A 12,200-nucleotide genomic window follows, 5' to 3' on the forward strand; every position below is an offset into this window, starting at 1 on the left:
CCGGTGCCGGTCCGGACTACTTGGCCGGTTCGGTGACGGTGTTGCTCTGCAGGGTAACCGCGGTCTGCGAGAGCAGGCGCCCGTTGATCGAGGCTCCGGTCTTCATCGCGATGAGCGTCTTGCCGAGGATGGTTCCCTCGAAGTGCGCCGTGGTGCCGATCGAGGTGGAGCCGGCGGTCTGCCAGAACACGTTCTTCGCCTGCACGCCGCCGGAAAGGGTGACGTTCTTCGCGGACGCCTGGTCGAGGTTGCCGGAGATCTGGAAGATGAACACGTCGTCCGGTCCGCCGGAGAGGGTGACGTCGGTGGAGATGGTCACGTCGGTGTTCCACTTGTAGAGGCCCGGCAGGAGGGTGAGCCCGCCGATCTCGCCGGCGCCCAGGTCGATGAAGTCGGGGTTGATGCGCCCGGCCGCATCACCGTAGGCGATCCCCATGTCGCCGACGACCGTGGTGAGGAAGGACGGGGCGGTGACCTCGCACGGCGGTCCGGCGGCGTCGACGGAGAAGATGGTGCCGGTCTGCACCTCCGGGCAGGTGAGGAGGATGGCCGCGCCGGTGATCGGGCTGGCGCCGACGTTTCCGTTGACGGCCGAGGCGTAGACATCCGTCACACCCGTCTGGGAGAGGATGGCGAACGTGCCGGCCGTGCCGAGCTCGATCGGAGCCTGGGGGAGGCCGCTCGCGGAGGCCGACCCGCCGATCGCTGCGCTGCCGACCCCGGCGACGGCGACGGCCAGGAGCAGTCCGAGCTGGGCCTTGCGGGTAGTGGTGAGATTCTGGAACTTCATTGCGGTGGTTTCCTTTCGGCGAACCCGCACTCTGCGGATTCGGGCAGGGCCACCGTGGTGCGGTCCCCGATGCTGCACATCGGCTTCTATCGTCGGTACCGTCCCCGGAGGGCCCCAAGTCCCACGCACACCAGGCGTCCACCACGCACGACTTCGTACGCCCCCACGGGACCAGTTCCAACGAATCGAATCTGTCTAACCCCCAGACTAGGGGTGGTTTCTGTCTTCCCCAGGGACTGGAGGGATTAATCTGGTGAATTCCTCGGGCCGGGCGTGTCCCCGCCGCCACAGAGCGGCCGAAGGCGAAGTCACAGCCGCAGGCGCCCGGGGCTGGCCGGCCGACGGAATCGGGACAACAATGTGAGTCATGATCGTGCTGATTGTCTGCGGTGTGCTGGCCCTGGCCGGGGTCGTGGCGGTGGTGGCCTGGGGCGGGATCGATCTGCGCACGCCGGTCGCCGGCGCATCCGACCCCACGGCGCAGCATGCGGCGTTGGTGTCGCCAATCCCGGTGCGCAGCGCACGAGTGCCGGCCGCGCTCCGTCGCTACGCCTGGTGGGCGACGGTGGTCACAGCGACGGGCACGGTCTCCGGTCTGCTGATCGCCGGAGCCGGAGGAAGGCTCGTCATGCGAGTGCTCGCGCTGACGTCGCCGCTGGCCGAGGGCAGGATCACCGAGGCGCAGGCGCACGTGGGCGACATCACGATCAACGGGACCCTGGCGTTCCTCGTTTTCGGCGCCCTGCCTGGGGCATTCCTCTCGGCAATCCTCTACGTCGTGGTCCACCGCTGGCTTCCCCGCGGCCGGCTCGGGGGTGTGACCTTCGGTCTGGTCTTGCTGGCCCTGTTCGCGACGACCCTCGAGCCGCTCCGCGCCGGCAACATTGATTTCGACATCGTCGGGCCGGGCTGGTTGGCGGTCCTGCTGTTCTCTGTCGTCGTGATCCTGCACGGGATGCTGGTGGCTGCGTTCGCGGGCTGGTACAGCGAACGACTGCCCCTGCCGACGCGACGCACCTGGCCCGCCTACACGCCGCTGCTGGCGGCCGTCGTCTACTTGCCGCTCGGGATGGTGCTCCTCGCCGCTGCCGTCCTGACGCTGATCGTCTCGGCGCTCGTGCCGGCCGCGCCCGGTTGGTGGACCTCCCGTGCCCTGATCCTGACCGGACGGATCGCCCTGGTCGTTCTCGTGGTCGTCTCGATCCCGGGCTTCATCGGTTCGGTGGCCTCGATCACGACCCGGTGATCGCGTAGCGACCGTGATGCCCGGCGGTTGACCGTTCGCGACCTCGCCCGGCGGGACCTCCGGCCTAGCCGGGGCCCGGCCCGCGCAGTACGGTGCCTTTACGGGGTCCTTCCGGCGCACCGGGCGTCGATCCAGCGATCCCACCAGAGCGGAGTCGGCATGACCGAGCGCAGTGTGGTGTGGTTCAACGAGATCGGCCTGGCCGACATCCCTCAGGTCGGCGGCAAGAACGCGTCACTGGGGGAGATGGTGCGCGCCCTGGCAAGCCGGGGTGTGCGTGTGCCGGACGGGTTCGCGACGACCGCGGATGCCTACCGCGCGTTCGTCACCGCGAACGGGATCGAGCCTGCCCTCCGGCACCAGCTCGAGCTGTTCCACTCCGGGGAGGCGTCGCTCCGCGCCACCGGGGACGCCCTGCGCGAGTTGTTCCTGGCAGGGCAGTTCCCCGAGGAGATCGCCGACGGCATCCGCTCGTCGTACCGGGAGTTGTCGGAGAAGTCGGGCCAGGCGAACCTGGCCGTCGCCGTGCGCAGCAGCGCCACCGCGGAGGACCTGCCGGATGCCAGCTTCGCCGGCCAGCAGGAGACGTTCCTGAACGTGACCGGCGAGCGCGACCTTCTCGACGCCTGCCGGCGCTGCTACGCCTCCCTCTTCACCGACCGGGCGATCAGCTACCGGGAGGTGAAGAAGTTCGACCACCTGGAGGTGGCGCTGTCGATCGGCATCCAGCGGATGATCCGCTCCGACGTGGGCGGTTCAGGGGTGATGTTCTCGATCGACACCGACAGCGGTTTCCCGGGAGCCGCCGTGATCAGCGCGGCGTTCGGCCTCGGCGAGACCGTGGTGCAGGGCACCGTCGACCCCGACAAGTACCTAGTCTTCAAGGCGCTGCTCGAGCAGCCAGGCTGCACGCCGATCATCGAGAAGACCCTGGGGGCCAAGGCCCGCAAGATGGTCTATGCCAAGGGCGGCAGCGCCCGCACCCGCATGATCGACACGTCCGAGCGGGAGCGCCAGTCGTTCGTGCTCAGCGACGCGGACATCGTCAAGCTGGGCCGCTGGGCGGTGATCGTGGAGAACCACTACGGTCGGCCGATGGACATGGAGTGGGCCAAGGACGGCGTCACCCGCGAGCTCTTCATGGTGCAGGCCCGCCCCGAGACCGTGCAGTCGCAGGCGAGCGGCACCCGGTTCACCGTGAGCCGGCTCACCGAGCAGGGTCCGTTGCTGATCTCGGGGGTTGCGATCGGTGACAGCATCGCCTCCGGGGTGGCCTGCGTGATCAAGGACCCGGCCGACATCGAGAAATTCGTCGACGGCGCCATCCTGGTCACCGAGATGACCGATCCCGACTGGGTGCCGATCATGACCCGGGCCGCGGGAATCGTCACCGATCACGGCGGCCCGACCAGCCACGCGGCCATCGTCAGCCGGGAACTGGGCGTGCCGGCCGTGGTCGGCACCGGCACCGGCACCGACGTGCTCACTGATGGCCGGCTGATCACCCTCTCCTGCGCCGAGGGGGACCAGGGCTTCGTCTACGAGGGCGCGCTCGCGTTCGAGACCGAGGAGATCGACCTGGGCTCCGTGCCGAAGACCCGCACCAAGGTGATGGTCAACATCGCCAGCCCGGCAGCGGCCTTCGAATGGTGGCGGCTGCCCGCGGACGGGGTGGGGCTGGCCCGGATGGAGTTCATCATCAACAACCTGATCCAGATCCACCCGATGGCGCTCGTACATCCAGACCGGGTGACCGACCCGGTCGCGCTGCGGAGGATCGCCGAGCTCACCCGCGGCTACGGCGACCCGAAGGAGTACTTCGTGCAGGCCCTGTCGCTGGGGATCGCGAAGCTGACCGCGCCGTACCACCCGAACCCGGTGATCGTGAGGATGAGCGACTTCAAGACCAACGAATACGCGCACCTGGTCGGCGGCGCCGGCTTCGAGCACTCCGAGGAGAACCCGATGCTCGGCTTCCGCGGCGCCTCCCGCTACTACGACGACCGCTACCGGGAGGGTTTCGCCCTCGAATGCCGGGCGATCAAGCGGGTGCGGGAGCAGATCGGCTTCGGCAACGTGATCGTGATGGTGCCGTTCTGCCGCACGACGACGGAGGCAGACAAGGTGCTCGCCGTGATGGCCGAGAACGGGCTGACCCGCGGCGACCACGGCCTGCAGGTCTACATGATGTGCGAGATCCCGGCCAACGTCATCCTGGCCGAGCAGTTCGCCACCCGGTTCGACGGCTTCTCGATCGGCTCGAACGACCTGACCCAGCTGGTGCTGGGCGTCGACCGCGACGCCGAGGACCTCGCGGCCCTCTTCGACGAGCGCGACGAGGCCGTCAAGAGCATGATCAGCCAGGCGATCGAGAAGGCGCACGCCGCCGGGATAAAGATCGGGATCTGCGGCCAGGGTCCGAGCAACTACCCGGACTTCGCCGCCTTCCTCGTCCAGGCCGGCATCGACTCCATCTCGCTCAACCCCGACAGCTTCCTCAAGACGGTCGGCCACATCTCCGCCGCCGAGCGCCAGCTCGACACGGCCTGATCCGGCTCGGCCCGTCCGCCGGCCGAGTCCGTTCGACTGGGATCAGCGCGGGGCGTGGACGTGGTTTTGCCGTGGCGCTGCGACTGCGGGAACCGGTGTCATTTTCCTGAGTCGTATGCACAAATCAACTGCGTTGGTGGCCGTAGCGCTCGGCCATCTTCTCGGAGAGCAGCTGCGCCGCTTCCGCCGCGGTGAGTGCCAGGCTCTCGCTTTCGTCAACGCCTAGTTCGTTAAGCGCCCGAACGAGATACAGCGGTAATGGTTCCTTCTGGGTCACGGGTTCGGGCGCCCCGCGGTCCGGCAATTTCTTGTCACGAACACATGCCCAGAACGTCTCAGCATCAACGGCGAGCTGGGTTCGCAGGATGTGGGTCCACATCCCGGCAGAGTACGTCGACCTGTCGACGGGTCTGGAGATTCTTGTGCGGAGGATTTGCCCGTCCCAGAGCGCCAACTCATAGGTGCGGTGATGCCGGACAGGCTGTCCTGATGCCCCGCGCACGAGCTGCCACTTCTCCACCACGCAGAAATCGTCGTGGTCCTCGCGGGTCGAGGCCGGGTACCTATTCACCGCCGCGCTCAAGCCATTCGAGGAGCTCCTCGTCGGTTGAAAGTTTGATGAGCTGCACAAGTGCCCAGTTGCCGGCGTGATTCGGAGCACGCTCCAGCCGGTCGTCCCAGTCTTCGGCGTACTCACGAAGCGACAGGGCGAGGTCAGCGAGCGCGCCGTCAACATCCGTACCCTCAGACACGAAGGGGCGACCGTCCATCAACGCAATCGTGCGGTCATCTTCCCGAGTGACGCGCACGCGCGGCGATACAGTTCGAGAGAAGTATTTACGGAGCCGATCCACCGGCATGACCGCAGAGAGCTGACCATCGCGCTGCACCGTGACGGTTCGCCCGCGCGCGGTCGCATCGAACACTTCCTTGAGATGTGAGCGCACGTCTGTAAAGGACCTGTAATCGGCGACGAGTGGCATTTCAACCTTCCTGCGCAGGTGAACCCGCGCGCACGTGCAAACGTACGCTGAGTACGTCATGTACATGTTATCTCGGTGTCACCTCCTATGGCCACCTCGGCCAAGAATTCACCGCAACTGCACACCCGCACACATTGACCCAATGGCTGCACACGTGCCCGTAAGCCGAACCCCCTACGGGCAGGTGCTGCCCAAGACTCACAAGGTATACCGCCACTCACAAGGTCATAGGTTACGGGCCGCGTCGCTGCAGCGTTTGCCAGCTCAGGGTTCCCGAAGTTAGGCCCCGACGATGCCTGCGCATTGCCTAGGATCCCCGCGAGTACGCCCTCGTGGCTGGAATCCAGAGCAGGATCGCCGCTGCGAGTGCGACTGCGGAGATGAAGAACTGCGCAGGGTCGATGCTTTGGAAAGCGACAAGGAACTGAGCCACAAAGTAGAGGATTGCCCAGCCCGACGCAGTTGCTGATCGCTGCAATGCGGCAATCCCCGTCCAGAAGGGCAGGACGACGAGAAATATGGCCGAGAGCGATAGTGCTACCAGGAGCACCACGGTGGTCGACTCTTCGTAATCGGACAGCAAGATTACAACTCCCGTCACGAATGTGACCAAGTTGAATGCTCCTGCTCCGAGCAGCGCCGAGGCTCCGAGCCAGAGGGGCAACGGTCGTTGGCTCTTTCGTTTCGAGGGCACATCGAGTCGGGGTGTCCTCAAGGGCTTCATGAAACCTTGGCCATTGAACATGTCGTCCTTCGATTCCATCAATTGCTGTCATCTAGCCACGAGGGAGCAGTTCTCGAAGAGCAGGCAATTCTGCCGGCCACCAACGGGAAACCGTTCCCACGGGTCAACTTACCGGTCCCGAACCAGGGCGCGCCGGAAGCGGTCAATCACAGTCCAACCATCACAGGTGATCCGCCCGCGACGCCGCCGCGATCCGGGGCACTGGTGGCAGGTGCAGGACTGTCCGCGGACGAGGGATCTTCTTGAGCTGAATCCGCTGAGGCGGTCGTCTACGGTCGATACTCTTTCGGCGGTGGCGATGTTGGCAGGTCGCCGGGGGCAGCTCGGTCTCCGAAAGTCATGGTGGCGATCGAGGACAGCCCGGCACCGATGCCCTTGGCAAGAACGGACAGGATAGCCCCCAGTATCTGCCATAGCCCCGCATGGCCACGTGACTGAGTCATGCGGGGCCCCGATCTCCAGGTCGTGTGCGTCTCGGCGTCGAGAGCCTGCACGATCGCGCAGCTACTTCACGGCGCGTATTTGTCACTCTACGAGGGTGACCAACGTGTATCCAGTAGACACAAGTACAAGATCGTCTTTACGTCTCCTAAGTACCACCAGTTCCGATGCTGCTTAAAGGGCGTGACACTCTGCCGTCACGCGTGGGCTCATCCGCTGCCCCGTAAGCCGGACGTTCACCAGGACGCGTGCAGACGGCTTCGCACATTTTCGAAGCCGAGACAGTCACTGGGCCGTCCATTCCCGTAAGATCCGCCCGAGAAAATGCCCGGTCAAGGGGGGCTAAACGCTGCAGTCAAAACCAGGACCGCACTGCTCATAAGCTATGCCAGTGTCTCCACCAATGACCAAGACCTGACCGCCCAAAAGAACGCTCTCGCGACTCTCGGCGTGAGTGCCGAAGTCATCTATCACCGATCAGGGTCTCACCGGAACCAACCGCGCCCGGCCGGGACTACACGAAGCGTTGGCCGCGTGCCGGACCGACGACACGCTTGTGGTCACGAAGCTCGACCGCCTCGCGCGGTCGCTGCGCGACGCGAAAGACATCGCCGATGACCTCACCCGCCGTGAAGTGAAACTCAGTATTGGTGGTTCCGTGCATGATCCCACCGACCCGGTAGGCCGGCCGCTGTTCATGTGCTCGCGATGGTCGCTGAGTGTGAGGCCGACTTGATCCGAGCACGCACCCGTGAGGGCATGCAAGTTGCCAAGGCAGCTGGTCGTCTTCGCGTGCAGACGAGTACTGAAAATGACAACCGGACTCGAGAATCGGACGCGAGGGCGGTGGCCGGGTCAGGCGCCGGACTCGTCGTAGCGGTCGAGCACGGCCTGCTCGTATTCGGCTTCGGCGGCGTCGGCCGCCGCCCTGGCCTCGGCAACCCGTGCGCTGATCGAGTGCTCGTCCTTCTCAATTCGCAGGACTTCGTCGGGGCCGGCGTTGGAGAGCAACTCCTCGAGAGTGTCGGGGTCGAGGTGCGCGGCCGCGATGGCGTCCACCTCGGAGCGCAGAACCGCAGCCTTGCTTCTCAGCAAGCGCACGCGCGCATCCCTGGCGAGTTGCCGCGGCGTGAGCCCGGTCGCCCTGTCGGTCGCTTCGATAGCCTTTTCGGCGCCGGTCTTCTCAGTGCCGGCCTTCTCGGTGCCGTTTTCGCCTTCTGTGTTGGTCATGGTGCCTCCCCGTTCGGTGGCAGCCTAGCGCGCGGGTCGCCCGGCACGTGCTGCGCCACGTCGTCAAGTCGAGCGCCGGGCGGATGCCGCCGAGCACCCGCGCAGACCGCTCCCGTTCGCGCCCGGTCCCGATCATCATCACGCGCCGAAGGCCCAGCACCGCCGGCAGGTGGCCGCCGGATGTGCAGAAGCCGCGGCATCCGTGGGCCGTGCCTGACAACTCGGTTCTGCCGCCGGATCTCACGCTGCGCTCACCCGAACTGGGCGTGTCGCGCCCCGCCGAACGGGAGCAGTATGGGAATCCAACTCTGATCAGGCAGGAGAGCGTGAGATGACTGATGCAGCGTCCAACGACTCCGGCGACAACTACATCCATGACGACGACGACGCGGATGCCGGCACCACCGACGGCTACGAGGTCTACAACCCTCCGGCCGACCGCTTCCTGACCGCGCAGATGTGGTGGATCGCCAGCGAACTGGTGCGCCGGCATCCGCACCTCCGCATCTCGGGGGTGGAGGTCGACGAGGGCGCCCGGCTGCTGATCGTGCACGACGAGCAGAACGCGATGAGCATCCAGTGGGATCTCGTCGGCGGCTGCAAGTTCCTGGTCAACGGGGCCGTGAACAAGATCAGCTGGATCGAGATGATGGCCGCCCTCAGCCCGCACGACATCGTGCAGCGGATCGAGGTGGCGACCGGTCTCGGCATCCCCAGGACCTCGCCGGTCACGACAAAACGCGCCCTGACCTACCGTCTGATCGCCAGCGCGCTGGCCACCGCCACCAACGACCGGCAGGGCTGGTACGCGGTGCCCGCGCCGATGCTGCACGACGAGGATCCGGCCGAACCGGGCTGCGACTACTTCCGCGGCTTCCCGTCGACGGTCGAGGCCCGCTCGCGCTACGTGGCGATGACCCTCGAGGAGTTCGACGCCGGCAATCGCAGCGTCTACTTCTTCCAGCCGTTCTGGGCGCTGGTGCGCGACCTGGACCCGGTCGCGATCTTCGACGCGGCGGGCGTGATCCACACGGTGCGCGGGGCGACCGAGCTGATGCCGGTCTACGAACGCACGCACCGCACCCTGTCGATCACGGCCGTGCAAGTGCTCGGGGCCTACCTGCCGTAGCCGGCAGTCCAGCGGCTGGTGCGCCCGGTGACGGATGCCGCAACCGGTGATTCGCCGGGGTTCTAGTTGATGCTGCCGAGCCCGGTGAGCTTTGCGTGCAGCGTCGAGTCGCTGGGCTCGACCACGTGCGTGCCGTCGGGGAAGACGATCACGGGGATCTGGGTGCGGCCGCTGATCGCGTGGGCACGGTCGGCGCCATCGTCCACGCTCTCGAGGTCGACGTAGTCGTAGTCGACGTTCAACACGTCGAGCAGCTTCTTCGAGCGGCGGCAATCGCCGCACCACTGGGCGCCGAACATCGTGATGCGCTGGGCGGGGGCTGCTGTCGGTGCGGCGAGGTCGGTCATTTGCCCATCCTAGGTGCGCGCGGTGGGCGTTCTCTGGGTGCGCGTGCGCGGCGACCGCCCGCGTGCGCGGCGACCGCCGTCGCGGCGCAGGCTGGGGAACTCGTGGCGCAGGTTAGGGAAGCGGGCGCATGTTCCTGGGTGCGCCTGCTTCCCTAACCTGCGCCGCGAGTTCGCCCCGACCTGCGCCCCGAGTTCGCCCCGACCTGCGCCGCGAGTTCGCCCCGACCTGCGCCCCGAGTTCGCCCCGACCTGCGCCGCGAGTTCGCCCCGACCTGCGCCCCGACCGGCGCCGCGACGGCGGATGCCCGCGCTACCCGATCAAGGTGAGCATCAGCCGCGACTCCTCGAGCGCTTCGACCTCGTGCGTGAGCGAAGCGTCGAGACGCAGCAGCGCGCCCGCGACGAGGTCGGTGACCTGTCCGCCGGCGGTGACGCGCAGGCATCCGTCGAGTGCCTGCATGAGCAGGGTCTTCGGCGCACGGTGTTCCGTGAGCACGTGCCCCGCCGCGAAGGTGAGCACGACCACGCGCACCCCCGGAGCGTTGAGCACGGTGGTATGCCCGAGGCCGCCGGGGGCGAGGACGGCGTCCGCGCGCACATCGGGGATGAAGGTGATCGGGGCCGCAGAGGTGTCCATCCCTTCACGGTAGCCCCGAGACCTGTCTTCGCGCCGTCCGGGGCACTGATCGACGGGATGCCTCGTCGAGAGTTCGCCCCACTCGTGGCGCACCGTGAGGAAGCGGGCGCACGTTCCTGGGTGCGCCGGCTTCCCGAACCTGAGCCGCGAGAACCCGGCTCCGCGCGCAGCTCTGGCACCCGCGCCCGTGAGCGCCCCGAACGCGTGCGAGCAACCGGCTTCGCGTGCCCCGAACGGGTGCCCGTGAAAATCCCGACTTGACTCCAGAAGTGGGGGCCTCGACCTGCCCGAATACCAGCCCGGACCAGTGGCAACGCTGGTAGGTTCGGATTGAGGCAGAGCAGTCGGGGGGACTGAACCATGAACTCGAACCAGGCGGTCTCCGAACGGCGCATCCTGCCGCAGGACCCGGTGACGGCGTCCACGATCGAGGTCCTCCTCGAGGCGAGCGAACGACTCTCAGCGGCCGGACGCCACCTCGAAGGTGCCGCCTCGGCCGAGGAGGCCCTCGCCATCCCGGGAGTCGTCCCGGTGCAGCAGGCGCATGCCCGCGAGATGCTTGCGCTGCACCGGTTGCGACTGGGTGACTATCAGGCATCCGTTCAGAACGGCCTGTTGGCGCTCGAGTTCCTGACGTCCACCGGTGACCTGCTGCGGCAATCGAGGGTGCACTGCACGCTGGCGCTCGCGTACACCGATACCGGCCTGACCGAGCAGGCGCTCAGCCACGCGGTTCCCGCGCTGGAGGCGGCGCGGGCGGGCGACAGCCAGCTGGCGGAGTTCTGGGCGCTCACCCGGGCGTCGACGGTGTACGGCGCCATGGGCGACAGCGTGCGCGGTGTCGACCTGGGGCGTCAGGCGCTGGCCCTGTCCGGGACGCTGGACGATGCCGACGCCAGCCTCGCGGCCCTGAACAACCTGGGCGACAGCTGCCTGGAGGCCGCGCGCGCCCAGCGCGAGAATGATTGCGACCCGTCGCCGGCCCTACAGGAGGGCCTGGCGCTGATGCGCGAGGCCGTGACCATGGCGCACGCGCAGGGACACAACTTCTTTGAGACCATCGCGCTGACCAACCTGGTCAGCATCCTGATCGAACTGAACGAGTACGACGAGGCCAGGGAGAACGCCCATCGCTGCAAGGACCTGGCGCGCGCGAACGGCTTCCGCAAACTCGAGGTGAACGTGGACGCGCAGCTGGCCGAGGTGGTGCGGGCCGAGGGCAACCTCGACGAGGCGACCGCGATGATGGACGCCCAACTCACCTGCCCCTCGATCGACGAAGACCCGCAATTGCAGATCAGGCTGCACCAGGCGCTGTACGAGATGCACAAGCAGCGCCGGCGGTTCGATCTGGCCCTCGGCCACTGCGAAAAAATGCACGCACTGACCCTGAAGATGACGACCCAGACGGCCGGGCTCCAGTCCCGGCTGCTGGTCAACACCCTCGAGGTGGAGCAGGCCAGGCACGAGGCCGAGCGGTCGCAGCTCGAGGCCGAGATGCAGCGCATCCGGGCGGAGGAGTTGGACGACCAGGCGCACACCGACCCGCTTACCAACCTGCCGAACCGGCGCGCCCTCGACCGGGAACTGCCCCTGATGATGGACCGCGCCCGTGACCTGTCCCAGCCGCTGTGCGCGGCCATGATCGACTTCGACCACTTCAAGCGCGTCAACGATGAACACGGGCACGCCATCGGCGACCAGGTGCTTACCACGATGGCGGTGATGCTGCGCGCCGTCACCCGGGAGACCGATCTTGCGGTGCGGCTCGGCGGCGAGGAATTCCTGCTCATCTTCGGCAACACCGAAATCGATCAGGCAGTTCCGGCTTGCGAACGACTGCTGGCCTCGGTGCGGGACTACGCCTGGGACGGAGTGGCCGTCGGCCTGACCTGCACGGTCAGTGCCGGCCTGGCCGCCCTCCAGCCTGCCGAGCGGGTGTCGCACTGGCTGGAACGCGCCGACATGGCCCTCTACGGCGCCAAGCACCGCGGCCGCGACCAGATCGTGACGGCCGACGACTGAGCCGTGGCGGCAGCCGCACACCGGATGCCGCGCCGCCCTGGACGCGAAGGTGCGCATGCCGACCGTGTGGCACTGGA

At 67.1% G+C, this 12,200-nt stretch carries 11 protein-coding genes and 1 pseudogene; 5 read left to right on the forward strand and 7 right to left on the reverse strand.

Annotation, left to right across the window (positions count from 1 at the left end):
- Nucleotides 1-16: 16 nt before the first annotated feature.
- Nucleotides 17-790 (reverse strand): ice-binding family protein, encoded by a 774-nt coding sequence (locus tag E3T48_RS10710; protein WP_134524048.1) that lies wholly within the window; start codon nucleotides 788-790, stop codon nucleotides 17-19.
- A gap of 367 nt (nucleotides 791-1,157) precedes the next feature.
- Here E3T48_RS10710 and E3T48_RS10715 point away from each other — a divergent pair, with 367 nt between their 5' ends.
- Both E3T48_RS10715 and ppsA read left to right on the forward strand, forming a co-directional pair.
- Complete coding sequence (locus E3T48_RS10715) at nucleotides 1,158-2,036, forward strand: hypothetical protein (RefSeq protein WP_134524049.1); 879 nt, start codon at nucleotides 1,158-1,160, stop codon at nucleotides 2,034-2,036.
- A gap of 159 nt (nucleotides 2,037-2,195) precedes the next feature.
- Nucleotides 2,196-4,586: a phosphoenolpyruvate synthase gene (ppsA, locus tag E3T48_RS10720; protein ID WP_134524050.1), complete on the forward strand. Its 2,391-nt coding sequence runs from the start codon at nucleotides 2,196-2,198 to the stop codon at nucleotides 4,584-4,586.
- Nucleotides 4,587-4,710: 124 nt separating this feature from the next.
- On the opposite strand, the gene E3T48_RS10725 is transcribed toward ppsA, so the two are convergent.
- The 3 genes from E3T48_RS10725 to E3T48_RS10735 form a co-directional block, all read right to left on the reverse strand.
- Entirely contained in the window at nucleotides 4,711-5,109 is a 399-nt protein-coding gene (locus E3T48_RS10725) for a cytotoxic translational repressor of toxin-antitoxin stability system (protein ID WP_198417656.1), read from the reverse strand.
- A gap of 40 nt (nucleotides 5,110-5,149) precedes the next feature.
- Nucleotides 5,150-5,569, reverse strand: a complete 420-nt coding sequence (locus E3T48_RS10730; RefSeq protein ID WP_134524051.1) for a prevent-host-death protein — start codon at nucleotides 5,567-5,569, stop codon at nucleotides 5,150-5,152.
- Between the two features lie 307 nt (nucleotides 5,570-5,876).
- Nucleotides 5,877-6,332, reverse strand: coding sequence for a hypothetical protein (locus E3T48_RS10735; protein ID WP_134524052.1), 456 nt, complete (start codon nucleotides 6,330-6,332; stop codon nucleotides 5,877-5,879).
- A gap of 747 nt (nucleotides 6,333-7,079) precedes the next feature.
- Here E3T48_RS10735 and E3T48_RS17265 point away from each other — a divergent pair.
- Nucleotides 7,080-7,547: pseudogene (locus E3T48_RS17265) on the forward strand (recombinase family protein); the annotation flags it as partial.
- 63 nt (nucleotides 7,548-7,610) lie between these two features.
- On the opposite strand, the gene E3T48_RS17270 reads toward E3T48_RS17265, so the two are convergent.
- Nucleotides 7,611-7,985, reverse strand: coding sequence for a hypothetical protein (locus E3T48_RS17270; protein WP_166789694.1), 375 nt, complete (start codon nucleotides 7,983-7,985; stop codon nucleotides 7,611-7,613).
- Nucleotides 7,986-8,316: 331 nt separating this feature from the next.
- On the opposite strand from E3T48_RS17270, the gene E3T48_RS10745 reads away from it, so the two are divergent.
- A complete protein-coding gene (locus tag E3T48_RS10745; RefSeq protein WP_134524053.1) occupies nucleotides 8,317-9,114 on the forward strand; it encodes a TY-Chap2 family putative peptide chaperone in 798 nt (265 codons plus the stop codon).
- A gap of 62 nt (nucleotides 9,115-9,176) precedes the next feature.
- Here E3T48_RS10745 and E3T48_RS10750 read toward each other — a convergent pair whose 3' ends face one another.
- A complete protein-coding gene (locus E3T48_RS10750) occupies nucleotides 9,177-9,461 on the reverse strand; it encodes a glutaredoxin family protein (RefSeq protein WP_134524054.1) in 285 nt (94 codons plus the stop codon).
- 310 nt (nucleotides 9,462-9,771) lie between these two features.
- Nucleotides 9,772-10,098 (reverse strand): cupin domain-containing protein, encoded by a 327-nt coding sequence (locus tag E3T48_RS10755; protein WP_134524055.1) that lies wholly within the window; start codon nucleotides 10,096-10,098, stop codon nucleotides 9,772-9,774.
- 360 nt (nucleotides 10,099-10,458) lie between these two features.
- Here E3T48_RS10755 and E3T48_RS10760 point away from each other — a divergent pair, with 360 nt between their 5' ends.
- On the forward strand, nucleotides 10,459-12,123 hold the full coding sequence (locus E3T48_RS10760; RefSeq protein WP_134524056.1) for a diguanylate cyclase: 1,665 nt from the start codon (nucleotides 10,459-10,461) through the stop codon (nucleotides 12,121-12,123).
- The last annotated feature ends 77 nt before the right edge of the window (nucleotides 12,124-12,200 follow it).

This window comes from Cryobacterium fucosi (assembly GCF_004403515.1).
GTDB classification, from domain to species: Bacteria; Actinomycetota; Actinomycetes; order Actinomycetales; family Microbacteriaceae; genus Cryobacterium; species Cryobacterium fucosi.

Excerpts from the sequence above, each read along its gene's own strand:
- E3T48_RS10750 (WP_134524054.1), bottom strand. The coding sequence starts at position 9,461 with ATGACCGACCTCGCCGCACCGACAGCAGCCCCCGCCCAGCGCATCACG.
- E3T48_RS17270 (WP_166789694.1), bottom strand. The coding sequence starts at position 7,985 with ATGACCAACACAGAAGGCGAAAACGGCACCGAGAAGGCCGGCACTGAG.
- ppsA (WP_134524050.1), top strand. The coding sequence starts at position 2,196 with ATGACCGAGCGCAGTGTGGTGTGGTTCAACGAGATCGGCCTGGCCGAC.
- E3T48_RS10730 (WP_134524051.1), bottom strand. The coding sequence starts at position 5,569 with ATGCCACTCGTCGCCGATTACAGGTCCTTTACAGACGTGCGCTCACAT.
- E3T48_RS10710 (WP_134524048.1), bottom strand. The coding sequence starts at position 790 with ATGAAGTTCCAGAATCTCACCACTACCCGCAAGGCCCAGCTCGGACTG.
- E3T48_RS10735 (WP_134524052.1), bottom strand. The coding sequence starts at position 6,332 with ATGGAATCGAAGGACGACATGTTCAATGGCCAAGGTTTCATGAAGCCC.
- E3T48_RS10715 (WP_134524049.1), top strand. The coding sequence starts at position 1,158 with ATGATCGTGCTGATTGTCTGCGGTGTGCTGGCCCTGGCCGGGGTCGTG.
- E3T48_RS10755 (WP_134524055.1), bottom strand. The coding sequence starts at position 10,098 with ATGGACACCTCTGCGGCCCCGATCACCTTCATCCCCGATGTGCGCGCG.
- E3T48_RS10745 (WP_134524053.1), top strand. The coding sequence starts at position 8,317 with ATGACTGATGCAGCGTCCAACGACTCCGGCGACAACTACATCCATGAC.
- E3T48_RS10760 (WP_134524056.1), top strand. The coding sequence starts at position 10,459 with ATGAACTCGAACCAGGCGGTCTCCGAACGGCGCATCCTGCCGCAGGAC.